This is a genomic window from Enterobacter cloacae complex sp. IR53030 (genome assembly GCF_049238365.1).
GTDB classification, from domain to species: domain Bacteria; phylum Pseudomonadota; class Gammaproteobacteria; order Enterobacterales; family Enterobacteriaceae; genus Enterobacter; species Enterobacter kobei.
The window spans coordinates 36,418-59,852 of sequence record NZ_JBMKHA010000003.1 but is presented as its reverse complement, the minus strand read 5'-3'; the positions used below and the strand labels follow the sequence as shown (position 1 = coordinate 59,852).

Here is a 23,435-nt window from a genome sequence, read left to right as displayed (position 1 = left end):
GGAATGATCAGAGCTAAAAAAAATAAGATCTCGCCAACCAGGCTGGCCTGCTTCATCGCATTGCAGTGTACATTCTCGTTGTCGCACCCTGCCTGTGCCCGGGAATATTTTAACCCCGCGCTACTGGGTATTGACGGTCCAGGTAAAGACATTTCTGACCTGAGTGCCTTTGAAGAAGGTGTTGGCCAAATGCCGGGTACTTATCGCGTTGACGTGCTGGTCAATCAGACATTGACTGGCACACATGACATTGAATTTAGCATGCAAAAGGACAGTCACGGCCAGACATCATTGCAACCGTGCATAAGCATGGAGATGCTACGTGACTTTGGCGTCCGAACCGAGCAATTTCCGCAACTGACCGGAGAGAACCATTGCGCAAACCTGGCCGCTATTCCCAACGCTGCTACTCAGTTCGTCTTCAATAAACAGCAACTTTTGTTGAGCATCCCTCAGGCGGCGATGAATAACCAGGCGCGTGGATATGTTGCTCCAGAACGCCTGGATGAAGGCATCAATGCGCTGCTGCTTAATTACAGCTTTACAGGCGGCAACACCCAAGCTCGTCACTCTGATATGACCGATTCAGACAGCTATTACCTGAACCTGCGCCCAGGGCTAAATATCGGCCCATGGCGCGTTCGTAACTACAGCACCTGGTCACGCAATACCAGCGGCGACAATACCCAGAATAACTGGGATTCGGCATATACCTACGCTCAGCGAAATATTATCGCGCTCAAAAGTCAGCTGACACTTGGCGAAAGCAACTCCCCTTCCGATCTGTTTGACAGCGTGCCTTTCCGGGGTGCGCAACTGGCCTCCGATGACGACATGCTGCCTGACAGCCTGCGCGGCTACGCACCGGTGGTTCGCGGAATTGCCCGGACCAACGCCCAGGTCATCATTAAACAAAACGGCTACACCATTTACCAAAGCTATGTGTCGCCGGGGGCATTTGAGATCACTGACATGTATCCCACGGGCAGTAGCGGCGATCTGGACGTGACGATTAAAGAAGCTGACGGCAGCGAACAGCACCAGTTGGTCCCCTTCGCCTCACTGCCGGTTCTACAGCGTGAAGGTCGTTTAAAGTACAGCCTGACCAGCGGTCAGTACCGTCCTTACGACAGCGCCGTCGATAAAACATTCTTTACTCAGGGCTCGGCCATCTACGGCCTGCCAGCAGGATTTACCGCCTACGGCGGCGGACAGCTATCGCAACATTATCAGTCGCTACTTGTGGGGATCGGTAAAAACTTTGGTGGGCTGGGAGCCGTATCCGTCGATGGCACGCAGGCCTGGTCAACCCAACAGGATCAGGAAAAAGCGATCGGCCAGTCAATGCGTGTTCGTTACAGTAAAAACATTCTCGAAACGGGGACCAATATCGCCATTTCGGGTTATCGCTACTCAACTTCAGGCTATTACACCCTGCAGGAAGTACTCGACACCTGGCGGGACAGTAACTGGCAGGACAATACCGAACGCCGGCGTAATCGTGCCGAGATATTGCTTAACCAGAATCTCTGGGAAGGCGCGGGGTCCATCTCGTTAAACGCCATCAGCGAGGATTACTGGAACAGCGACCGAACAATGCGCTCAATCGGCGCGGGTTACAGCAACAGCTGGAACGGCATCACCTGGAGCCTGAACTACAGCTTTAACCGTAACACCACTGATGCCCGCGACAGCGACACCGTTTACAGCGAGGACCAGGTGTTCTCAATGAGTATCAGCGTGCCGCTGGATCGCTGGCTCAGCAGCAGTCGCGCCACCTACAACCTCAATACCAGTAAACATGGCAGCACCAGCCATACGGTCGGGCTGAATGGCACCGCGCTGCAAGATCAGAACCTCAACTGGAGCGTGCAGGAAAGCGAGACGAACCACGATGGGGGTAACGGTGGTAGCGCCAGCCTGGACTACCAGGGTACCTATGCCAGAATGAACAGCGCCTACAGTTACGACCACGATCAGCGCCGGGTAAATTATGGTATCAGCGGCGGTGTGGTTGCGCATGCAAATGGCATTACGCTGAGTCAGGAATTAGGTGAGACCGTCGCTCTGGTTGAAGCGCCGGGAGCAAGCGGTGTTGATATCACTAACCAGACGGGCGTCAGCACCGATTTCCGCGGCTATACCGTTGTGCCGTTTATCAGCCCATACCGTGAAAACACGCTGTCGCTGAATACCGAACAACTGCCGGATGATGCCGACGTTGAGCTTTCTGCGAAAACGGTTACGCCAACCCGAGGGGCTATTGTCCGGGCACATTTTGACACACGTGTGGGTAAACGCGTTTTGATGACGTTAACCCGTCGTGACGGGCGCCCTGTTCCGTTTGGTGCAATCGTGACTGACGACAAGAACGCAAAAACCACCTCGATTGTCGGTGATGGTGGACAGGTTTATCTGGCTGGTATGTCACTTCAGGGAAGTGCAACCGTTAAATGGGGTGCAAATAAGCAGTGTCATACCCGCTGGCAATTACCAGAGAGCACATCATCAAGCGCAATTGTAGAGGTCAACGCATCATGTCGTTAAATAAAATGCTTAAAAAATGGCTAACCCCTGTTATTTTTATTCCATGTGGTCTGTCAGGCATAAATTGCGCCTACGCAAATTATATTGAAGTTCAATCTTTCCATGTCATGCACCATGGATTTTCTACATTATCTATACCGAATGTCGTGGGCGGCACGACAGACTGGTATGATAATGATTCCATTTATACCGAGACTATCCCCGGCGAAGGAAAAAACTCCTATATTGATTTGTCTGTTAACGGACAATTACTTGCCGACAATGTGACCTGGGCAACAAGCAATCCAGGTATTGGTATTCAATATCAGGTCCATGTTTCATCTGTACCGGGATATTCACCGCAAGATAATCCCACAGCTCCCAATTACCGCATCAATCTGCCAATTGTCGATGGTAGCGCGCGTGACGGTTACTACCATGTATGGTATCGCCTGGTCAGATTAAGTGAAAAAATACCAGCAGGTACTATTATTTCTGTCCCCGACGTAACCATGAATGTACATAACCCTGATGGTGATGGGGTTGCGTTAGATTCGGGCCTGATTCTGTCCGGCGTAGTTAGTCAGCCAATTGTAACTGCCTGTACTATTAACGCACCAAAGGAAATAAAATTATCCCCACTGTATGGCGCAAGCCTGGCAAGTGGCGCATCAAACATTACCGACGTTCCAAAAGTTGAGTTGAAAAACTGCCCTGGCGCGATTAATGGGATCACCTATAACTTATTCGCGGTATACGGCGCACACAATGCCAATAATGGGGTATTAAATACGGTCACTGGCGATGGTTACGCCAGCAATGTCTATATTCAGGTACAGAACGCCGATGGTTCTGCACATAAGATCAACAGTGAGATCAATCTGGGCCTTTATGACGGCTCAGGCGACTACACCCTGCCCGATTTTAAGGTCGCTTATTATATTGATGACGCTGCAACCGTTACTGCTGGCAATGTGAAATCGGCCATTGAACTTAAAGTAACCTACAACTAATACATAAGGAATGAAAATGAATATCGCGAATGGAAAAAAAATAGCGATTCTGGCAACGCTCTGCGGAGGTCTGTTTTCTGGCGCGTGTTCAGCCAACTCGGTCAATATTGACATTACAGGCACGGTTGTTGCCTCACCCTGTGTGGTCAATGGAGATAGCCCCTCGCTGGCGGTAAAATTAGGGGACAATATACAGGCTGATAGTCTGGCCACTGCCGGAAGTGCAACAAACTGGACTAACTTTACGCTTGCATTAACAAACTGCCCTGCTTCAACGTCCAGCTTTAGCGTTACTTTTGGCGGTACAGCGGATACCGATACTAACTATTATAAAAATACCGGAACGGCCACTAACCTGAAGCTGGAGTTGACCGACGAAACGACTAACACGGCTTACAAGAGTGGCGCCACGTTGCAAAATGTCGCCATCAGCAGCAGTACGCACGCCTATGATTTGAAAATGCGCGCCCGAGCCGTTTCCAACGGCAACGTGATGCCAGGCACCATTATCGGCCAGGCACAGGCCACCTTTACCTATCAGTAATGCAGGATGGGGATGATGATAGAACGGGTAAAATCTACTCTCGCATGCCTGGTGTTTGCACTTTGTAGCTCCGCGCAGGCAACCACTATCGATCTGAGCGGCACGGTCGTGGCGTCTGCCTGTACCGTGGATGCGGGATCCAAAAATCAGACAGTAAGGTTCGATCAAGCACGAGCGGTAAACTTTAGTCGCGTTGGGGCAACCGGAGAATGGCAGGATTTTTCACTCACGCTTTCATCCTGCCCCAGCTCAACGACACGTGTTAAGGCTACCTTGACCGGCGATTCAGACAGTGACGATCAGACAAAATTTGCCAATAGCAGCGGGGATGCAACAGGCATGGCGATGCAGATCATGACCCGCGATCATCTCAACGAGATCTCACCCGCGGGCTCGATTACCGTCGATGTAGACAGAACAACGCACAATGCGCAGTTTCCTCTCGCGGCCCGCCTCTATACCCCTACGGGAACCGTCACGGCAGGCGAATTTAACACCACCGTCCAGTTCACTTTCACCTATCAGTAACGAAAATGTGAACTAAAAAAAACGGAGCGCTATGCGCTCCGTTTTTTATGGGCAAGAAACCATTACACGCGTTTGAAAATCAGCGAGCCATTGGTACCGCCGAAGCCGAAGGAGTTACACAGGGTGTACTCCATACCGCTAACCTGACGCGCTTCGTGAGGCACGAAGTCCAGATCGCAACCTTCATCCGGGTTATCCAGGTTGATGGTTGGTGGAACCGCCTGATCGCGCAGCGCAAGGATAGAGTAGATTGACTCTACTGCACCCGCCGCACCCAACAAGTGACCGGTCATGGATTTTGTGGAGCTGACCAGTACGCGGCTGGCAGACTCGCCGAAGATAGACTTAACAGCCTGAGCTTCCGCTTTGTCGCCTGCAGGTGTAGAGGTACCGTGCGCGTTAACGTAGCCAATCTGAGCTGGCGTAATGCCCGCATCACGGATCGCGTTTTCCATTGCCAGCGCAGCACCTGCGCCATTCTCCGGAGGAGACGTCATGTGATAAGCATCGCTACTCATACCAAAGCCAACGACTTCAGCATAAATTTTCGCGCCGCGTTTTTTCGCGTGTTCGTACTCTTCCAGCACGAGCATGCCCGCACCGTCACCCAGTACGAAACCGTCACGGTCTTTATCCCACGGACGGCTTGCCGCCTGAGGATTATCGTTACGGGTAGAGAGCGCACGCGCTGCACCAAAACCACCGACACCCAGAGGGGTACTGGCTTTTTCTGCACCACCCGCAACCATAGCATCTGCATCGCCGTACGCAATCATGCGCGCGGCCTGGCCGATGTTATGTACGCCAGACGTACAAGCAGTCGCGATTGAAATGCTTGGACCACGCAGGCCAAACATGATGGTCAGGTGACCCGCCACCATATTAACAATCGTGGACGGAACGAAGAACGGGCTGATTTTACGCGGGCCGCCATTCATCAGGGATGTATGGTTTTCCTCGATCAGGCCAAGACCGCCAATCCCGGAGCCGATAGCGGCACCGATACGGGTTGCGTTCTCTTCCGTAATTTCAAGGCCAGAATCCTGCATGGCCTGAACGCCAGCGACAATTCCATATTGAATGAAGGCATCCATCTTGCGCTGTTCTTTGCGCGAGATGATCTCTTCACAGTTAAAATCCTTTACTAAGCCAGCAAATTTCGTTGCATAGGCGCTAGTATCGAAATGGTCGATTAGGCTGATGCCGCTCTGACCGGCAAGGAGAGCTTTCCAGGTGGACTCTACGGTATTGCCGACAGGAGACAACATGCCAAGTCCGGTCACAACTACACGACGCTTAGACACGTTTGTCCTCCAGGGAGGGATAAAAAAAGAGATTCGTGGGACTAAAAAAGATAAAACTCAGGCGGTCGAATGACCGCCTGGAGATGTTCACTTACGCCTGGTGGCCGTTGATGTAATCAATGGCAGCCTGAACGGTGGTGATCTTCTCAGCTTCTTCGTCCGGAATCTCAGTATCAAACTCTTCTTCCAGAGCCATTACCAGCTCAACGGTGTCAAGAGAATCTGCGCCCAGGTCTTCAACGAAGGAAGCGGAGTTCACAACTTCTTCCTGCTTAACGCCCAGCTGTTCGCCGATAATTTTCTTAACGCGTTCTTCGATAGTGCTCATACTCTTAAATTTCCTATCAAAACTCGCTTTCGCGATGGTTTTCGTAGTGTATAAAATGTTGAAAAATTTGCAACTAAATCCCGGCAGGTCTTACCACGATTTTACGTTATTTTGAGGCCATTTGCCCTAATAACGCAAATATTTTCGATCGTGATTAAACCATGTACATCCCGCCGTTGACGTGGAGGGTTTCACCAGTGATGTAACCCGCTTCGTCAGAGGCTAAAAATGCAACCGCACTGGCGATTTCTTTAGGGTCGCCAAGACGACCCGCCGGAACTGCCGCCAGTGTACCCGCACGCTGCTCATCGGTCAGCGCACGCGTCATGTCCGTTTCAATAAAGCCCGGAGCAACAACGTTTACAGTAATCCCGCGGGACGCGACTTCACGCGCCAGCGACTTACTGAAACCAATCAGACCCGCTTTCGCCGCAGCGTAGTTAGCCTGACCAGCATTTCCCATGGTACCAACCACAGAACCAACAGTGATAATACGACCATGACGCTTTTTCATCATAGCGCGCATTACCGCTTTTGACAGACGGAATACAGATGACAGGTTGGTTTCGATAATATCGTTCCACTCATCATCTTTCATTCGCATCAGAAGGTTGTCGCGAGTGATCCCGGCATTGTTTACCAGAATATCCACTTCGCCAAACTCTGCACGAATATTTTCCAGAACAGATTCGATAGATGCAGGTTCGGTCACATTCAGTACCAGACCTTTACCGTTTGCCCCCAGATATTCGCTGATGGCCTGAGCGCCATTCTCGCTGGTTGCTGTACCAATCACTTTCGCGCCGCGCGCAACCAGTGTTTCAGCAATTGCGCGCCCGATACCACGGCTTGCGCCAGTGACCAGGGCAATTTTTCCTTCAAAACTCATGGTATTCCTCTTTTATTGCGAGAGTGCCGCTGACATCGCTTCCGGCTCGTTAATCGCGGACGCTGTCAGGGTGTCAACAATACGTTTTGTCAGACCGGTGAGGACCTTACCTGGGCCGACTTCATACAGTTGCTCAACGCCCTGAGCGGCCATAAACTCAACGGTTTTGGTCCACTGTACCGGGCTGTAGAGCTGGCGAACCAGCGCGTCGCGGATGGCTTCCGGCGCGGTTTCGCATTTCACATCGACGTTGTTCACAACGGAAATCGTCGGTGCGTTAAAAGTGATTTTTTCCAGCTCAACCGCCAGTTTCTCGGCAGCGGGCTTCATCAGTGCACAGTGAGACGGCACGCTCACCGGCAGCGGCAGTGCACGTTTCGCGCCTGCAGCTTTACAGGCAGCACCGGCACGTTCAACCGCTTCTTTATGACCGGCGATAACAACCTGGCCTGGCGAGTTGAAGTTAACCGGAGAAACCACCTGACCTTCAGCAGACTCTTCACACGCTTTTGCAATCGCGGCATCATCCAGGCCGATAATGGCAGACATGCCACCCGTGCCTTCCGGCACCGCTTCCTGCATGAATTTACCGCGCAGTTCCACCAGACGCACCGCGTCAGCAAACGCGATCACACCGGCGCAGACCAGCGCAGAGTATTCTCCCAGGCTATGACCCGCGAGCAGCGCGGGGGCTTTACCACCCTGCTGCTGCCAGACGCGCCACAGTGCAACGGAGGCGGTCAGCAATGCTGGCTGGGTCTGCCAGGTTTTGTTCAGCTCTTCGGCCGGACCCTGTTGAGTCAGCGCCCACAGATCATAACCCAGCGCGTCAGAAGCTTCACGAAAAGTCTCTTCAATGACCGGGTAGTTTGCTGCCATTTCAGACAACATCCCAACGGTTTGAGAACCCTGGCCCGGGAACACAAAAGCAAATTGCGTCATTTTTTTATTCCTTATCCTAGAAACGAACCAGCGCGGAACCCCAGGTGAACCCGCCACCGAAGGCTTCAAGCAAGACCAACTGGCCCCGTTTGATTCGTCCGTCGCGTACCGCTTCATCAAATGCGCACGGTACTGACGCCGCAGAGGTGTTGCCGTGACGGTCCAGCGTCACCACAACGTTATCCATCGACATGCCCAGCTTTTTAGCGGTCGCGCTGATGATACGCAGGTTCGCCTGATGCGGTACTAGCCAGTCGAGTGCGGTACGTTCAAGGTTGTTCGCTTCCAGCGTCTCATCGACAATGTGCGCAAGCTCAGTCACCGCCACCTTGAACACCTCATTACCCGCCATGGTCAGGTAAATAGCGTTATCCGGATTAACGCGATCGGCGTTAGGCAGCGTTAACAGTTCACCGTAGCGACCATCGGCATGCAAATGCGTAGAGATGATACCCGGCTCTTCGGACTGCCCCAGCAGCACCGCGCCTGCACCATCACCAAAAATAATGATCGTCCCGCGATCGGTTGGATCGCAGGTACGCGCCAGTACGTCAGCACCGATCACCAGCGCATATTTGACGGAACCCGATTTAACATACTGGTCGGCAATGCTCAGCGCATAGGTAAAGCCTGCACACGCGGCGGCAACGTCAAATGCCGGGCAGCCTTTAATACCGAGCATGTTTTGCACCTGGCACGCTGCGCTAGGGAAAGCATGCGTGGCAGACGTCGTAGCGACCACGATCAAGCCAATCTGTTCTTTATCAATGCCCGCCATTTCGATAGCACGCTGTGCGGCTTCGTAACCCATGGTGGACACGGTTTCGTCTGGCGCGGCGATACGACGTTCACGGATACCTGTGCGCGTGACAATCCACTCGTCAGACGTATCTACCATTTTTTCCAGATCGGCGTTGGTACGCACTTGTTTTGGCAGGTAGCTGCCGGTACCTAAAATCTTCGTATACATGTACGCTCAGTCACTTTTAGCTAATACAGATTCCAGGCGAGCGGCAATCCGCTGAGGGACTTGTCGCTGCACCGCCTGCACTGCCTGTTCAATGGCGACAGAAAATGCTCGCTGATTGGCGGCTCCGTGACTCTTAATCACAATGCCGCGCAATCCTAACAGACAGGCGCCATTATACTGGTCGGGGTTGAGGTGACTGAATCGCCGCGTCAGGCTTTTTTGTAACCAACGCTTCAATAAAATCAGCCACCAGGCACTTTTTTTGCCCTCTCCCTGAGATTTCAGCAGAGAAAGGAACATGCGCACGACCCCTTCCATGGTCTTCAACGTGACGTTCCCGGTGAAGCCATCGCACACCAGAACGTCAGTTTTCCCCGTCAGCAACTCATTGGCTTCGAGATAACCAATATAGTTGATGGAGGGAACCTGTTTGAGCATTTCAGCAGCTTCGCGAATGCTGTCCAGGCCTTTGGTCTCTTCTTCACCAATATTTAATAACGCCACGCGGGGATTCTTAATCCCGACCACGTCTTCTGCCAGCACCGATCCCATCACGGCGAACTGAGCCAGCATGGTACTATCACAATCCACGTTAGCACCGAGATCCAGCACCACCGTTTTGCCCTTTTGTTGATGCGGTAATACCGTCACCAGCGCCGGGCGCTCAATGCCCTCAATCGGCTTGAGCAATAATTTCGACAGCCCCATCAGCGCACCGGTATTTCCCGCACTGACGCAAGCCTGCGCTCGCCCTTCTTTCACCAGCTCCAGCGCGATCCGCATTGAGCTCCCACGGCTGTTGCGAATCGCCTGCGAAGGCCGGGCATCACTGGCAATAACTGACTGCGCAGGAATAATCTGCAGACGTGAACGTTGTTCAAAGTCAGCTTTTGCAAGTAATGGCGTGATTGTGTCGGGATTGCCGACTAAAAGAAGTGTGAGTTGCGAATTAGAATTCAGTGCCTGCAATGCTGCAGGCACTGTCACGGAAGGGCCAAAATCTCCCCCCATGACATCTAACGCCAGGGTTAGACGTGTCAAGGTATCGTCGCAGCCTGGTTCGGTAACTTCCCCGTTTGCACGGGGAAATCCTCACTAAGCCTAATCACGCTGACGCGTGATTACTTAGTGATAACCTTGCGGCCGCGGTAGAAACCGTCAGCGGTGATGTGGTGACGCAGGTGTTTCTCACCAGAAGTCTTGTCTACAGACAGGCTGGTAACTGCAGTCAGCGCGTCATGGGAACGACGCATGCCACGTTTGGAACGGGTTGGTTTATTCTGTTGTACGGCCATGGACCTTACTCCTCAATTACTTACGCTTTAAGCTGGCTAATACGGCAAATGGGTTTGGTTTTTGCGCTTCATCAGGCAATTCCCCAAAGACCATGTCCGCCTCGGACACTTCACAGTGTTCAGAATCATGCACCGGAACCACTGGCAAGGTGAGGATGATTTCATCTTCAACCAGAGCCAGAAGATCGATTTCACCGAATTCGTTTACCTCAATCGGCTCATACGCTTCCGGGAGTGCTTCAGCCTGTTCGTCAGAACGAACCGGACTAAAACAATACGTTGTGTGAACATGCTGTACAAACGGTTTCCCGCAACGCTGACACTCGAGGGTTACCGTCACCTTTGCATCACCGGTTAAAACGGCGAGACGCTGGTTGTCGATAGCGAACGACATGGAGCATTCTACATCACTGTCCACACTGACTACGGATTCGGCAATACGCTCAGCCTGATCGGAAGTATAAATACCTTCGTAATCGAGGCGTTTTTGAGCCGTACGAACCGGATCAAGAGTCAGGGGTAATTTTACCTTTTGCATAGGGCGCGCATATTAACTTTGTAACGTCATAGAGTCAAAGAAAAAGGCAACCAGAGCTGCCTTTTGCCAATTATTCGCACACATTGCGGCCTGTAGTTTAAAATGGCTGGCATCGATACGCTATATCTGGTGATAAAAATATGCCAAATCTCGTCCTTGCCTCCACTTCTCCTTACCGCCGAATGTTGCTGGAAAAGCTAGGGATCCCGTTTGAATGTGCCGCACCGGATGTTGATGAAACGCCACAGCCTGGTGAATCACCACGACATCTGGTGAGCCGTCTCGCTAAGGAGAAGGCACAGTCGCTCGCCGCGCGCTATCCTTCACACTTGATTATAGGCTCCGATCAGGTTTGTGTGCTGGACGGAGAAATAACAGGTAAACCGCACACTGAAGAGAACGCGTTCAAACAGCTTATGCAGGCGCGTGGCAACATTGTGACCTTTTATACGGGTCTGGCGCTCTATAACTCCGCCTCTGGTCATCTGCAAACGGAGTGTGAGCCTTTTGACGTGCACTTCCGCCATCTCAGCGAGCAGGAGATCATGGATTATGTACGCCGGGAGCGTCCGCTGAACTGTGCGGGAAGTTTTAAAAGTGAAGGATTGGGGATTGCGCTATTCGACAAGCTGGACGGACGCGATCCGAATACGCTGGTGGGGTTACCGTTGATAGCGCTGTGCCAGATGTTACGCAGAGAAGCGTGTAATCCGCTGACCCTGTGACGTTTGCCCAGCGGCGCTTCGCTTGCATGGGCCTACAGGTTTCGTAGGCCGGGTAAGCGCAGCGCCACCCGGCACATAATCAGCCGCGCAAAACCTTCAGGCAGCGTTTCAACTGCTCATCCAGCGGCGCTTCAATACGAATGACTTCCCCGGTATTCGGATGGGTAAACTTCAGCGCAGCCGCATGCAGGAACAGACGAGACAAGCCGGTTCCCGCCAGCTGCTTATCAAATTCGCGATCGCCATAGCGGTCATCAAACGCAATCGGATGGCCCGCAAACTGGGTATGCACGCGAATCTGATGGGTACGCCCCGTCACCGGGCTGCAGCGTACCAGCGTGGCAAACTCATAGCGCTCTTCAACTTTAAAGCGCGTCTCAGACGGTTTCCCTTCCTGGTTTACGCGGACGATGCGCTCACCGCTTTGCAGAATGTTCTTCAGCAACGGCGCCTGCACCACTTTCACATGGGACTGCCACTGACCGCGCACCAGCGCGAGATAATCTTTCTGCATGCCTTTCTCACGCAGTTGCTCATGCAGGGAACGCAGCGCGGAACGCTTTTTCGCCACCAGCAGCACGCCGGAAGTATCGCGGTCAAGACGGTGAACCAGCTCGAGGAAACGGGCTTCCGGACGCAGCGCGCGTAAGCCTTCAATCACGCCGAAGCTCAGGCCGCTACCGCCGTGGACTGCGGTCCCTGACGGCTTGTTCAGCACCAGAATGTGGTCGTCTTCATACAGGATCACATCACTCAGAGCCGCCACTTTCTGTAGTTTAGGTGAAACGGTCTCTTCTTCACGCTCGGCAACGCGCACCGGCGGAATGCGCACTTCATCACCCGCCTCGAGTTTGTACTCGGGCTTCACGCGTTTTTTGTTAACCCGCACCTCGCCCTTACGCAGGATGCGGTAAATCATGCTCTTTGGCACCCCTTTCAGTTGGGTACGCAAAAAGTTGTCGATACGTTGCCCCGCGTCATCATCCGCGATAGCAACCATTTTTACGGCTGGAGTCTCTGTTTTCATGGTTGGCGATTCTAAATATCGTCAGCCATTAGCGCCACTCATTTTTCTATGCTTATATTTACTTTTGTCCGGCCTGCACCCCGTTTCACGCAATCGATTTGGTGGTTATTAAACCAATCACCGTTTTGAAGTGAAGAAACTGTGAGTAACCGGGTGATAATTGGTAAAAGTCATCTTGCTATAACCCGGCGAGCAGTGGAATAATGAAGCCGTTTTCCGTGTTAAATCCTGGTTACGTAAGGATGTTGACGGAATGACCAATTTTGCCTGACCGATCATCCACGCAGCAATGGCGTAAGACGTATTGATCTTTCAGGCAGTTAGCGGGCTGCGGGTTGCAGTACTTCCCGGTATAAGGATTGTTCTCTGGAGAGTTCTACCCAGGCAATTCCCCTGATAATTGCGCTGTGTTTCCGTATGAAATACAGGCAACCGACACTCTGCGCCTCTTAAGCGAGCGACAACCGTGAGGTTGGCGACGTGAACAGACACGAGGCCATCGGTTCATACCCCGGAAAGCGTCACCTTGCCCGCAGCTTTGTCGTCAATGTAAGAATAACGAGTAAGTTACGATGAAAAGAATGTTAATCAACGCAACTCAGCAAGAAGAGTTGCGTGTCGCCCTTGTGGATGGGCAGCGCCTGTACGATCTGGATATCGAAAGTCCTGGACACGAACAGAAAAAAGCGAACATTTACAAAGGTAAAATCACCCGCATTGAACCCAGCCTTGAAGCTGCATTTGTTGATTACGGTGCTGAGCGTCATGGTTTCCTCCCTCTGAAAGAAATCGCCCGCGAATATTTCCCTGCCAACTACAACGCCCATGGCCGCCCAAACATCAAAGATGTTCTGCGTGAAGGTCAGGAAGTTATCGTCCAGATTGATAAAGAAGAGCGTGGCAACAAAGGTGCTGCACTGACGACCTTTATTAGCCTGGCAGGGAGCTATCTGGTGCTGATGCCAAACAACCCGCGTGCGGGTGGCATCTCTCGCCGTATCGAAGGTGATGACCGTACCGAGCTGAAAGAAGCGCTGGCAAGCCTTGAGCTGCCGGATGGCATGGGGCTTATCGTGCGTACCGCAGGCGTGGGCAAATCTGCCGAAGCGCTGCAGTGGGACTTAAGCTTCCGTCTGAAGCACTGGGAAGCTATCCAGAAAGCTGCAGAAAGCCGCCCTGCTCCGTTCCTGATCCACCAGGAAAGCAACGTTATCGTGCGTGCCTTCCGTGACTACCTGCGTCAGGACATCGGTGAAATCCTGATCGACAACCCAAAAGTGCTTGAACTGGCTCGCCAGCACATCGCCGCACTGGGTCGTCCGGATTTCACCAGCAAAATCAAACTGTACACCGGCGAAATCCCGCTGTTCAGCCACTATCAGATTGAATCCCAGATTGAGTCCGCCTTCCAGCGTGAAGTGCGCCTGCCCTCTGGCGGTTCTATCGTAATCGATACAACAGAAGCGCTGACCGCAATCGACATCAACTCCGCACGTGCCACACGCGGCGGTGACATCGAAGAGACCGCCTTCAACACCAACCTTGAAGCCGCAGATGAAATCGCCCGCCAGCTCCGCCTGCGCGACCTGGGTGGTCTGATTGTTATCGACTTCATCGACATGACGCCGGTCCGCCACCAGCGTGCGGTCGAGAACCGCCTGCGTGAAGCGGTACGTCAGGATCGTGCACGTATCCAGATTAGCCATATCTCGCGCTTCGGCCTGCTGGAGATGTCCCGCCAGCGCCTGAGCCCGTCGCTGGGTGAATCCAGCCATCACGTCTGCCCGCGTTGCTCCGGCACCGGTACCGTACGTGATAACGAATCTCTCTCCCTCTCTATCCTGCGTCTGATTGAAGAAGAAGCGCTGAAAGAGAACACCAAAGAGGTTCACGCCATTGTCCCTGTGCCAATTGCCTCCTACCTGCTGAACGAAAAACGTGCTGCGGTGAGTGCTATCGAAGCACGTCAGGGCGGCGTTCGCTGCATCATCGTGCCAAACGACCAGATGGAAACCCCGCACTACCACGTGCTGCGTGTCCGTAAAGGTGAAGAGACCAGCACGCTCAGCTATCTGCTGCCGAAACTGCACGAAGAAGAGATGGCGCTGCCTTCCGATGAGGAACCCGCCGAGCGCAAACTGCCAGAGCAGCCTGCGTTAGCCACTTTTATCATGCCAGAAGCACCGCCAGAAGCGGCCCTGGAAAAACCAGTCACTAAACCTGTCGTGCAGAAACCAGAAGCCGCTGCACCGAAAGCCCAGCCGGCGCAACCGGGTCTGCTGAGCCGCTTCTTCGGCGCGCTGAAAAAGATGTTTGCGGGTGAAGAAGTCCAGCCAGAGCAGCCGAAAGAAGAACCAAAAGCGGCTAAACCTGAGCGTCAGCAGGATCGTCGTAAACGTCAGAACAACCGCCGCGATCGTAATGACCGCAACGACCGTAACGATCGTAACGACCGTCGTGACAACCGTTCAGACAACAGCGAAGGCCGTGAGCAACGCGAAGACAACCGTCGCAACCGTCGCGAGAAACAACAGCAGAACGTTGAAGATCGTGAAATTCGCCAGCAGGCGGGCGATGAGTCTGAGAAGGGCAAACAGCGTGACGACCAGCAGCCACGTCGCGAACGTAGCCGTCGTCGTAACGACGAGAAACGTCAGGCGCAGCAGGAAGTCAAAAATCTGAACCGCGAAGAGCCTGTAGAGCAGCAGGACAGCGAGCAGGAAGAACGTACTCAGGTTATGCCACGTCGTAAGCAGCGCCAGCTGACGCAGAAAGTGCGCATTGGTGCTCCTCAGGCAGAAGAAACCGCAGCTGTAGCGGCTGAAGTACCGGAAGCCGCAACGGGTACGCAGATTGCAAAAGTTGATCTGCCAGCCGTTGTGGAAAATCACGTTGAGCAGGATGAGAATGGGGAAAACCGTGACAACGCAGGCATGCCGCGCCGTTCACGTCGTTCTCCGCGTCATCTGCGCGTCAGCGGCCAGCGTCGTCGTCGTTACCGTGACGAGCGTTACCCGACTCAGTCTCCAATGCCGTTGACCGTCGCGTGCGCGTCACCTGAAATGGCATCCGGCAAAGTCTGGATCCGTTACCCGGTTGCTCGCCCGGAGCAGGCTGTTGAAGAACAGGCTGTGACCGAAGAGGTGATTGCACCTGTCGCCGCGGTTGAAGAGGTCGTGACTGAAGCCGCAACCGTGGTTGAGCCTCAGGCTGTTGAAACAGCAGAACCTCAGGCTGTAGAAGTCGAAACCACGCACCCTGAAGTGATTGCCGCGCCGGTTGAAGCCGCTCCACAGCTGATTGCTGAAGAAGATGCCGTGGTCGCTAAGGACGTCGCTGAAGAGGCTGAACCTGTAGCCGCAGTGGAAGAGACCGCTGAAGCCATCGTCGAAACCACCACTGAAGACGTTGTTCAGGACGTTGAGATTCAGGTTGAACCGGTTGTCGAAGACGTGAAAGCGCCTGAAGTGGAGCCAGAGCCGGTTAAGATTGTCGCCGCGCCTGCGCCAGTTCACGTTGCAACAGCGCCGATGACACGTGCTCCGGCACCGGATTATGTGCCTGAAGCACCGCGTCACAGCGACTGGGTTCGCCCGGAATTCAACTTCGAAGGTAAAGGTGCAGCCGGTGGTCACAGTGCTACGCACAAGGCTACTGCACCAGCCACCCGTCCGCAGTCTGTTGAATAACGGACGCTGGCGCTGAAAGCCGACCTTCGGGTCGGCTTTTTTATGGCTGCTGCACGGGCTTTCTCATTCCCGTGACCTCCGGCATGACCTGCCGCATCAACTCCAGAAAACGCCGCAAACGCGCAGGATAATAACGAGACCAGGGATAAACCAGATGCACCGGTAATGCCGCCGGTTGCCACTCTGGCAGCACATGCACCAGCCGCCCTTCCCGAATATCGTCATGTACCGTCCAGCTTGACACTACCGCCACACCCAGCCCGGTGAGTGCCGTTTTACGTGCAACATACAGGCTGTCAGTGCTGAGGCGCGGAGTAATGTCAATTCGCGCGGTGGCTGACGAAGCATCATGAAAAAGCTCTACATGACGCTGGTAGAAAGAGTTAATGGCAATCCACGGAAACGGTTGCAAATCCTCAGGCGTGTTAACCGCCGGGAAACGGGCCAGTAATGCCGGAGATGCCACCACCGAGCGCGGCACTTCCGCCAGCAGCACGGATACGGTCGCCGGATCGACTTCTGCCCCCACCCGAATAGCACAATCAAGGTTGTCACCGAGAAAATCAGCCGACCGATCGTTGAGCAACCACTCAATGGAAAGCTGCGGATAACGCTGCAAAAACTCGGTTAACGGTTGCAGGAGTTGATCCTGACCAAACGCGTGCGGTGCCCGCACCCTCAGCACACCTACCGGTTCATCTTCCGTCTGCCCCACCTCATCTTCCAGTGCCAGCCAGCTGTCAATCACCCGACGAGCGTGCTGATAGCAGCGTTCACCGTCATCCGTCAGCCGTGTCGTATGGGTGGTGCGCAACATCAGGCGTACGCCCAACATCGTCTCAAGCGATTGCAGCCGTCGACTCACCGTGGCCTGGGTTGTTGCCAGCTGGCGTGCCGCAGCAGAGAGTGAACCAGCCTCAACAATACGGACAAACGTTCGCATTAACTCCACCCTGTCTATACGCTCAACTCTTTTCATTATCTTTCCACTTATACGTTCAACGTATAAGCGTTTTACCACCGGGCCCGCTACCGTCGCAAGGCGTCCTGGTAAAAAATAGCCGTACACCATGAATGAGGAATGTCTTATGAAAACAACCACTGCCGCCCATGCCGTAAGCCGCTGGGTCATTTTAATGCTGGCACTCGGGGCTGGCTTTAGCGTGGCATCTATCTATTATGCCCAGCCTCTGCTGCCCCTGATGGGCGCAGACCTTCACCTGAGTATCGAAGGAATGGGCATGGTCCCTACGCTCACCCAGGCCGGTTATGCCTTAGGGATCCTGTTCCTGTTACCGCTCGGCGACCGCCACGACCGCAGGACATTAATACTGATAAAAAGTGCTGCGCTGGCGCTGTTTCTTCTTGGCTGTAGTCTGACCGGACAGATCCACTCCCTGCTGCTGACGAGTCTGCTCATCGGCATGGCCGCCACCATGGCGCAGGATATTGTCCCGGCAGCGGCTATTCTTGCGCCGGAAGGTAAACAGGGGAAAACCGTGGGTACAGTGATGACCGGTCTGCTGCTGGGGATTTTGCTCTCCCGAACCGTCAGCGGTGTCGTGGGCGAAGCGTTCGGCTGGCGCGTGATGTATCAGCTGGCTGCGGCAAATATCGCATTTATCGGCGTGGTGATGTGGGCGGTACTTCCTCGTTTTGCCATTCACTCCACGCTGAGCTATCCCGCGCTTATGCGCTCAATGGCGCATTTGTGGCGTCGTTACCCCGCTCTGCGCCGTGCGGCGCTGGCTCAGGGTTTTCTGTCGATTGCCTTTAGTGCCTTCTGGTCTACGCTGGCGGTCATGCTGCTGGAACGCTATCACCTCGGGAGTGCAGTCGCGGGTGGTTTTGGTATCGCCGGTGCGGCCGGTGCGTTAGCCGCGCCGCTGGCGGGTGGTCTGGCAGACAAACTGGGTGCCGGGAAAGTCACGCAGCTCGGTGCAATCCTCGTGACCATCTCGTTTGCCCTGATGTTCCTGATGCCCGCGCTGGGGGTGCACGGACAGCTGGTTCTGATTGCCCTCTCTGCCGTCGGGTTCGATCTGGGTCTGCAGTCCAGCCTGGTTGCACACCAGAATCTGGTCTATAGCCTTGAACCGCAGGCGCGCGGTCGTCTTAACGCCCTGCTCTTTACCGTGATCTTTATCGGCATGGCATTGGGCTCCGCATTAGGCAGCAATATTTATACGCTGGCGGGCTGGACGGGCGTGGTCGCTCTGGCAACGGTATGCGGCATCATTGCGCTGGCAATCCGTCTGGTTGAAAGCGCCCGCCTCGCCTCAGCGCCGGCGGAAATGGCATAAAAAAAATGCCCAATCCAGACGGATTGGGCAGCAAAACATGCCCAGTTTCAAGACATGTTCTAAGAGGTCAAGATGTTATTTGTTCAGCTGGAACAGAGACATGCCCTGCATATCGCTAAACGCTTTATACGAGGCCTGCAAGGCCGCCTGCTGCATGGTGTAGGATGAAATTACCGAGTTCCAGTCCACGTCAACCAGGTCACTCATCTGTTGGGTCTGGCCCAGAGCTCGGTCTTCACCCAGAGAATCCAGCTTCCCTAGCTCATCCAGCTTAATGCCGAGATCGGCGCGCACGGTCAGAACGTTGTTGAGAGAGTTGCTCAGGCCACGGTTGGCTTTATCAATAGCCGCAGTAAACGCCTCGGCTTTCGTTTCGTCATCACCAATCGGCGTATTCAGCGCCCCGATAGCGGTGTCGAGGATCTTGAACAAATTCGTTTCCTGCGTACTCCCCGCCGGCTCTGGTTTCGCATTGCTGGTGAAGCTGTCGAAAACTTCTGCGCCCGTATGGCTTATTTGCATCGTGCGCGCGGAGTCAACCTGCTGGCTGATTGGCGTCCCGCCGCCCTTATAGTCACCCGTAGTCTGGTCAAAAGCCGCCGCTTCGGTTTTGTATCCTGAAAAGATATAGCGACCGTTACCGTCCGTGCTGTTAGCCAGGTTCATTAGCTGATCGCGAATACCTTGCAGGTTCGTTGCCAGCGAAGCGCGGTCATCATCACTTAACGTGCCGTTGCCCGCATTGACAATCTTTTCCTGAGCAGCCTGGATAGCGGTTGTCACTTGCGATAACACGTTCTCTTCCAGCGAAACTTTTGTCGTAGCGAAGGAGCGCGCCAGCGCATACTGGCTGTTTTGTGTTTGAGCCTGAGAGAGCACAACGGCCTGCGAGGCGGCAATCGGGTCGTCAGAAGGACGGTTGACGCGCTTACCCGTAGACATCTGCTCGCCGTAGCTTAGCCAGAGGCTTTGGGAGTTCGTCACGCCGCGCATGCTTTGCTCATACATCATTTGAGTACTAATACGCATTTTTTATGCCTCTGCCTTAGCGGATATTGATCAATGCATCAAACAGCGTACTCGCCGTTTGAAGCACCTGCGCATTCGCCAGATAGTACTGCTGATAGCGCTGGAGGTTGCCATACTCTTCATCCAGGTTAACCCCGGAGATTGACTGCTGTTGTTTGGTAAGCTGCGTCACCACGTTAACTTTGGTTTCACTGCTGGTTTTCAGCGACGCCGTGGTGCTACCCACCGTACTGACCAGTGAGGCATAAGCATCGTTAAAGGTTTTATTCCCACCCACCAGCCTGGCGCTCTGCAAATCCAGGAGCTTTTGGCCATTGGTATTGTCGCTTGCTCCGCTTCCATTCGCTGAAGCCATCGCCAGTTTGGACTCGTCGCTAATCGTAACGTCCATATTGATGATAACGTCATTCACTGGTTTGACGATGAAACTGTCTTTAGTATTGGCTGAGCCACTAATATTGACGTTGAGACCATCAAACGACAGATTACCACTGGTATCAGGCTGGGCCGTGAAGCTGGTGTTGTCTGAAAGACGCGTGATTGTCCAGTCAGTACCGTTGTACTCAACTTTATAGTTTGTCGCCTGGACCTTAGTACTGTCCGTCATCGTGGCCGTAACAGACGCACTTCCGGTATTTTTGCCATTACTCAGCACCGCCGGAGATCCAAAGTCGAACAGTTTACCGCCTGGGTCCCCGTTTGCATCAAAGCCAGCCTGATGCTGGGTATTCATGGCATCAGCAAACGCCAGCGCCATCTGGTTAAGCGTATTTCGCGCCTGATCCAGATCCTGAGAACGAAACGTTAACAGCCCCCCAAGCGACCCCGTGGTGATCTGTTTTTCCTTGATCTCCACGCTACCCGCTACGGCATCCACATAAGCAATGGTTGTACGCGCAGGATCCGCGCTGGATTTCACCGCCGCCAGCTGGCTTGCGTTGCTGCCCTGTACCAGGCTGTAGCCGTTGGCGATAGAGATGTTGTAGGTGCCACTGTCCTGTATGGTGACGTCAACACCGACAATCTTATTCAGTTCACTCACCAGCTGATCGCGCTGGTCGAGCAGTTCGTTAGGCGATGCACCCGCGCCAACACCGGTGAGACGGGAAATCTGATCGTTCAGATTGGCAATCTGCTTCGCATAGTTATTGATCTGATCGACGCTGGTAGAAATCGCCGTATTAACCTGTGAATCCTGGTCACGGAGATACTGATCGTTCGTTTTGAACTGATTCACCAGACCGTCCGCTTTACCCAGCACCGTTTGACGTGCAGCCGGGTCTTCGGCGTTGCTCACCAGCGTTTGCAGACTCTTGAAGAAATCCTGCAGGGTGGTCGAAAGCGAGTTCGTGGTATCGGAGAGCACATCGTCAATTTTTGACATCTGCTGATAGCGCGTCGTCAGGCCGCTGCTCTGGGTCTGCGCGGCGCGGAGCTGGTTGGTAATGAAAGCGTCATACTCACGCTGGACACCGGAGACATACACCCCGTTACCCACCCAGCCACCGCCGGTCAGCGTGCTGTTAGAGGCACCCAGTACCGTGGTCTGGCGGGTGTAACCTGCCACGTTATAGCTTGAAATATTATTACTGACGGTATTGAGTGCCGACTGCGCGGCACTGAGGCCACTCATGGCGCTGTTAATCAAACTGGACATGGGGGTTCCTTTTATACGTTCAGACACGAGTCCTGATGAAGGTTATCGGCAACCTCCACCGGGACTTGAGAACTTTCAGAACAGATTTTCAATATCTGTGCTATAGGCTTTACCGACCTTCTCGCCCATGGATTTCAGCTGCTGGATCATGCTGGTAAGCTTACGAGCGTAGTTCGGGTCGGTCGCGTAGCCTGCGTTTTGCAGGGCCTGAGCGCCCTGCTCCGCCGTCGCCGCCTGCGTAACGGCGGTATAACGTGGATTTCGGCTCAGCAGACCGACATAGTCGGACAATGCTTCCAGATAGGAGCTGTAAACACGGAATTTCGCTTTCACCTTCATCGCCGCACCGTTCTCGTATTCGGTGGTGGTGATCTCCGTTGTCGGTCCCTTCCAGCTGGAGGTGGCCTTCACGCCGAAGATGTTAAAGCTCGGGTCGCCGTTTTCCTTACGGATCTGGCGCTGGCCCCACCCGGATTCCAGCGCGGCCTGGGCCAGAATAAGATGGTGTGGCACACCGCTCTGCTCACTGGCAAGGCGGGCCGGCAGCGAAAGCTGCGCCAGAAAGTCTTTGCTGTCACCGGAGAGCGGCTCGTCGCTGCTCACCGTCGCCTTCGGTATCGCTTTACGCACCATTTGCGTCAGGGCCTGGTTCTGATAGCTGGTCACCGTTTGCAGGTCAAACTTCATCGGTACCTGCTGCAGCTCATCTTTCGGCTGGATCCCCTGCGCGGCTTCGGTCTGTTTGACTATCATGTCAGCCAGACCGAGGCCTTTACCGGCGGTCATCTGCTGCGCAATCTGCTGGTCATACATGCTGGTGTAAAGACGCGTTGAATCGCTGCTGAACATCCCGTCTTTCGGCAGGGTTTCACGCATGCTTTTCAGCATCATCTGTACAAACATCCCTTCCACCTGGCGGGCGACCGGGCGGATATTCGCCGCCGGGTCTTTACCTGCTTTGGTTTTCAGTTCGTTGAGCGACTGGGCATCCCAGGCGGCACTGGTCAACAGTTTGCTATCGGTCAGCATCAGATGATTTCCAGTTTGGCGCGCAGACAGCCTGCACTTTGCATGGACTGCAGAATGGACATCAGATCCATCGGCGTGGCACCCAGCGCATTCAGAGCACGCACGACGCTGTTCAGGTTGGCGCTGGAGCGTACGCTCTGCAGAGAACCACCGCTCTGACGTAAATCAATCTGCGTTTGTGGCGTCACCACCGTCTGGCCGCCACCAAATGGGGTATCCGGCTGGCTGACGTTGGCAGAACGGTTAACCGTCACGGAGAGGTTACCCTGCGCCACGGCGCAGCTATCCAGCGAGACTTCCCGGTTCATCACCACGGAGCCCGTACGGGAGTTGATGATCACTTTGGCATCCTGAACAGGGACGTTCACTTCCATATTCTGGATATCGGCCAGCATGCGCACCTGGTTGCTGCTGCCTGTGGAGGTATGGATCTGCACGGTACGGGCATCCAGCGCCGTCGCACTGCCATAGCCGCGGCTGCGGTTGATGGTGTCGGCGATCTGCTGCGCCATGGTGAAATCTTCGTTGTTCAGCTGCAGGTTGATGGTATTCCCGGCGCCGAACTGGGTCGGCAGTTCTCGCTCAATGATCGCGCCGTTGGTAATGCGTCCGCCGTTCAGCTGGTTCACCTGCACGCTGCTACCGCCAGCTGAGGCCCCCGCACCGCCGACCAGAATGTTACCCTGTGCCAGGGCATAGACCTGGCTGTCGACGCCTTTCAGGGGCGTCATCAGCAGCGTACCGCCGCGCAGGCTTTTGGCGTTCCCCATAGAGGAGACCACCACATCAATGGTCTGCCCCTGGCGTGCAAACGCCGGGTAAGAGGCCGTGACCATGACCGCAGCCACGTTTTTCAGCTGCATGTTGGTTCCCGCCGGAACGGTAATACCGAGCTGGGAAAGCATGTTGTTCAGGCTCTGCGTCGTGAATGGCGTCTGGGTTGTCTGGTCACCCGTACCGTCCAGCCCCACCACCAGGCCATAGCCAATCAGCGAGTTCTCGCGTACGCCCTGAACGCTGGTGAGATCGCGAATACGGTCAGCCTGGGCAAAGGTAGCCACCAGAACCAGCGCCACGGCGAAGATCGATTTAAACATGG

21 protein-coding genes are annotated in these 23,435 nt (G+C 54.2%); 7 read left to right on the top strand and 14 right to left on the bottom strand.

All coding sequences use genetic code 11. The features are described 5' to 3' along the window. The first annotated feature begins 3 nt into the window (after positions 1-3). Genes ACOTXR_RS03945 through ACOTXR_RS03930 form a run of 4 tightly spaced genes read left to right on the top strand, consistent with a single transcriptional unit; the run spans position 4 to position 4,611 of the window. Positions 4-2,547: a fimbria/pilus outer membrane usher protein gene (locus ACOTXR_RS03945; RefSeq protein ID WP_058689756.1), complete on the top strand. Its 2,544-nt coding sequence runs from the start codon at positions 4-6 to the stop codon at positions 2,545-2,547. Then, a complete protein-coding gene (locus ACOTXR_RS03940; protein WP_023332700.1) occupies positions 2,538-3,539 on the top strand; it encodes a fimbrial protein in 1,002 nt (333 codons plus the stop codon). Before ACOTXR_RS03945 ends, ACOTXR_RS03940 begins: the two co-directional genes overlap by 10 nt. Positions 3,540-3,555: 16 nt before the next feature. Beyond that, the gene (locus tag ACOTXR_RS03935) at positions 3,556-4,083 is read left to right on the top strand and encodes a fimbrial protein (protein ID WP_023332699.1); all 528 of its coding nucleotides are present in this window, start codon (positions 3,556-3,558) and stop codon (positions 4,081-4,083) included. A gap of 6 nt (positions 4,084-4,089) precedes the next feature. Further along, positions 4,090-4,611 carry a fimbrial protein gene (locus ACOTXR_RS03930; RefSeq protein WP_058689757.1) on the top strand — a complete coding sequence of 174 codons (522 nt, stop codon included), beginning with the start codon at positions 4,090-4,092 and terminating at the stop codon, positions 4,609-4,611. A 62-nt stretch (positions 4,612-4,673) separates the two neighbouring features. On the opposite strand, the gene fabF is transcribed toward ACOTXR_RS03930, so the two are convergent. From fabF to yceD, 8 genes are all read right to left on the bottom strand, one after another. Beyond that, positions 4,674-5,915, bottom strand: coding sequence for a beta-ketoacyl-ACP synthase II (gene fabF, locus ACOTXR_RS03925; protein ID WP_014883379.1), 1,242 nt, complete (start codon positions 5,913-5,915; stop codon positions 4,674-4,676). A 91-nt stretch (positions 5,916-6,006) separates the two neighbouring features. Then, complete coding sequence (gene acpP, locus ACOTXR_RS03920) at positions 6,007-6,243, bottom strand: acyl carrier protein (protein ID WP_003857954.1); 237 nt, start codon at positions 6,241-6,243, stop codon at positions 6,007-6,009. 154 nt (positions 6,244-6,397) lie between these two features. Continuing rightward, on the bottom strand, positions 6,398-7,132 hold the full coding sequence (fabG, locus tag ACOTXR_RS03915) for a 3-oxoacyl-ACP reductase FabG (protein WP_008500795.1): 735 nt from the start codon (positions 7,130-7,132) through the stop codon (positions 6,398-6,400). Between the two features lie 12 nt (positions 7,133-7,144). Then, positions 7,145-8,074, bottom strand: coding sequence for an ACP S-malonyltransferase (fabD, locus tag ACOTXR_RS03910; protein WP_014883378.1), 930 nt, complete (start codon positions 8,072-8,074; stop codon positions 7,145-7,147). Positions 8,075-8,090: 16 nt separating this feature from the next. Continuing rightward, the gene (locus tag ACOTXR_RS03905; protein ID WP_023332696.1) at positions 8,091-9,044 is read right to left on the bottom strand and encodes a beta-ketoacyl-ACP synthase III; all 954 of its coding nucleotides are present in this window, start codon (positions 9,042-9,044) and stop codon (positions 8,091-8,093) included. Between the two features lie 6 nt (positions 9,045-9,050). After that, entirely contained in the window at positions 9,051-10,085 is a 1,035-nt protein-coding gene (gene plsX / locus ACOTXR_RS03900) for a phosphate acyltransferase PlsX (RefSeq protein ID WP_014883376.1), read from the bottom strand. 80 nt (positions 10,086-10,165) lie between these two features. Then, the gene (gene rpmF / locus ACOTXR_RS03895; protein ID WP_003857964.1) at positions 10,166-10,339 is read right to left on the bottom strand and encodes a 50S ribosomal protein L32; all 174 of its coding nucleotides are present in this window, start codon (positions 10,337-10,339) and stop codon (positions 10,166-10,168) included. 16 nt (positions 10,340-10,355) lie between these two features. After that, positions 10,356-10,877, bottom strand: coding sequence for a 23S rRNA accumulation protein YceD (gene yceD / locus ACOTXR_RS03890; protein ID WP_014883375.1), 522 nt, complete (start codon positions 10,875-10,877; stop codon positions 10,356-10,358). Between the two features lie 140 nt (positions 10,878-11,017). Here yceD and ACOTXR_RS03885 point away from each other — a divergent pair, with 140 nt between their 5' ends. Then, positions 11,018-11,602, top strand: coding sequence for a Maf family protein (locus ACOTXR_RS03885; protein ID WP_023332694.1), 585 nt, complete (start codon positions 11,018-11,020; stop codon positions 11,600-11,602). 79 nt (positions 11,603-11,681) lie between these two features. On the opposite strand, the gene rluC is transcribed toward ACOTXR_RS03885, so the two are convergent. After that, positions 11,682-12,629: a 23S rRNA pseudouridine(955/2504/2580) synthase RluC gene (rluC, locus tag ACOTXR_RS03880; RefSeq protein WP_014883373.1), complete on the bottom strand. Its 948-nt coding sequence runs from the start codon at positions 12,627-12,629 to the stop codon at positions 11,682-11,684. A gap of 572 nt (positions 12,630-13,201) precedes the next feature. Between rluC and rne the strand changes: the two genes are divergently transcribed. Next, positions 13,202-16,318, top strand: a complete 3,117-nt coding sequence (gene rne / locus ACOTXR_RS03875; RefSeq protein WP_058689758.1) for a ribonuclease E — start codon at positions 13,202-13,204, stop codon at positions 16,316-16,318. A gap of 40 nt (positions 16,319-16,358) precedes the next feature. Here the strand turns inward: rne and ACOTXR_RS03870 are convergent, their stop codons facing one another. Continuing rightward, the gene (locus ACOTXR_RS03870) at positions 16,359-17,390 is read right to left on the bottom strand and encodes a LysR family transcriptional regulator (RefSeq protein WP_078310215.1); all 1,032 of its coding nucleotides are present in this window, start codon (positions 17,388-17,390) and stop codon (positions 16,359-16,361) included. 16 nt (positions 17,391-17,406) lie between these two features. Between ACOTXR_RS03870 and ACOTXR_RS03865 the strand changes: the two genes are divergently transcribed. Then, positions 17,407-18,621: an MFS transporter gene (locus tag ACOTXR_RS03865; RefSeq protein ID WP_222834811.1), complete on the top strand. Its 1,215-nt coding sequence runs from the start codon at positions 17,407-17,409 to the stop codon at positions 18,619-18,621. 75 nt (positions 18,622-18,696) lie between these two features. On the opposite strand, the gene flgL is transcribed toward ACOTXR_RS03865, so the two are convergent. From flgL to ACOTXR_RS03845, 4 genes are all read right to left on the bottom strand, one after another. Continuing rightward, positions 18,697-19,650: a flagellar hook-associated protein FlgL gene (gene flgL / locus ACOTXR_RS03860; protein ID WP_014883369.1), complete on the bottom strand. Its 954-nt coding sequence runs from the start codon at positions 19,648-19,650 to the stop codon at positions 18,697-18,699. A 16-nt stretch (positions 19,651-19,666) separates the two neighbouring features. Continuing rightward, the gene (gene flgK / locus ACOTXR_RS03855; protein ID WP_014883368.1) at positions 19,667-21,307 is read right to left on the bottom strand and encodes a flagellar hook-associated protein FlgK; all 1,641 of its coding nucleotides are present in this window, start codon (positions 21,305-21,307) and stop codon (positions 19,667-19,669) included. 75 nt (positions 21,308-21,382) lie between these two features. Then, positions 21,383-22,336, bottom strand: coding sequence for a flagellar assembly peptidoglycan hydrolase FlgJ (gene flgJ, locus ACOTXR_RS03850; protein ID WP_058689760.1), 954 nt, complete (start codon positions 22,334-22,336; stop codon positions 21,383-21,385). Beyond that, positions 22,336-23,433, bottom strand: coding sequence for a flagellar basal body P-ring protein FlgI (locus ACOTXR_RS03845; protein WP_058689761.1), 1,098 nt, complete (start codon positions 23,431-23,433; stop codon positions 22,336-22,338). Before ACOTXR_RS03845 ends, flgJ begins: the two co-directional genes overlap by 1 nt. Positions 23,434-23,435 lie beyond the last annotated feature (2 nt).

Excerpts from the sequence above, each read along its gene's own strand:
- ACOTXR_RS03945 (WP_058689756.1), top strand. The coding sequence starts at position 4 with ATGATCAGAGCTAAAAAAAATAAGATCTCGCCAACCAGGCTGGCCTGC.
- ACOTXR_RS03940 (WP_023332700.1), top strand. The coding sequence starts at position 2,538 with ATGTCGTTAAATAAAATGCTTAAAAAATGGCTAACCCCTGTTATTTTT.
- ACOTXR_RS03935 (WP_023332699.1), top strand. The coding sequence starts at position 3,556 with ATGAATATCGCGAATGGAAAAAAAATAGCGATTCTGGCAACGCTCTGC.
- ACOTXR_RS03930 (WP_058689757.1), top strand. The coding sequence starts at position 4,090 with ATGGGGATGATGATAGAACGGGTAAAATCTACTCTCGCATGCCTGGTG.
- acpP (WP_003857954.1), bottom strand. The coding sequence starts at position 6,243 with ATGAGCACTATCGAAGAACGCGTTAAGAAAATTATCGGCGAACAGCTG.
- fabG (WP_008500795.1), bottom strand. The coding sequence starts at position 7,132 with ATGAGTTTTGAAGGAAAAATTGCCCTGGTCACTGGCGCAAGCCGTGGT.
- fabD (WP_014883378.1), bottom strand. The coding sequence starts at position 8,074 with ATGACGCAATTTGCTTTTGTGTTCCCGGGCCAGGGTTCTCAAACCGTT.
- ACOTXR_RS03905 (WP_023332696.1), bottom strand. The coding sequence starts at position 9,044 with ATGTATACGAAGATTTTAGGTACCGGCAGCTACCTGCCAAAACAAGTG.
- rpmF (WP_003857964.1), bottom strand. The coding sequence starts at position 10,339 with ATGGCCGTACAACAGAATAAACCAACCCGTTCCAAACGTGGCATGCGT.
- yceD (WP_014883375.1), bottom strand. The coding sequence starts at position 10,877 with ATGCAAAAGGTAAAATTACCCCTGACTCTTGATCCGGTTCGTACGGCT.
- ACOTXR_RS03885 (WP_023332694.1), top strand. The coding sequence starts at position 11,018 with ATGCCAAATCTCGTCCTTGCCTCCACTTCTCCTTACCGCCGAATGTTG.
- rluC (WP_014883373.1), bottom strand. The coding sequence starts at position 12,629 with ATGAAAACAGAGACTCCAGCCGTAAAAATGGTTGCTATCGCGGATGAT.
- rne (WP_058689758.1), top strand. The coding sequence starts at position 13,202 with ATGAAAAGAATGTTAATCAACGCAACTCAGCAAGAAGAGTTGCGTGTC.
- ACOTXR_RS03870 (WP_078310215.1), bottom strand. The coding sequence starts at position 17,390 with ATGGTGTACGGCTATTTTTTACCAGGACGCCTTGCGACGGTAGCGGGC.
- ACOTXR_RS03865 (WP_222834811.1), top strand. The coding sequence starts at position 17,407 with ATGAAAACAACCACTGCCGCCCATGCCGTAAGCCGCTGGGTCATTTTA.
- flgL (WP_014883369.1), bottom strand. The coding sequence starts at position 19,650 with ATGCGTATTAGTACTCAAATGATGTATGAGCAAAGCATGCGCGGCGTG.
- flgK (WP_014883368.1), bottom strand. The coding sequence starts at position 21,307 with ATGTCCAGTTTGATTAACAGCGCCATGAGTGGCCTCAGTGCCGCGCAG.
- flgJ (WP_058689760.1), bottom strand. The coding sequence starts at position 22,336 with ATGCTGACCGATAGCAAACTGTTGACCAGTGCCGCCTGGGATGCCCAG.
- ACOTXR_RS03845 (WP_058689761.1), bottom strand. The coding sequence starts at position 23,433 with ATGTTTAAATCGATCTTCGCCGTGGCGCTGGTTCTGGTGGCTACCTTT.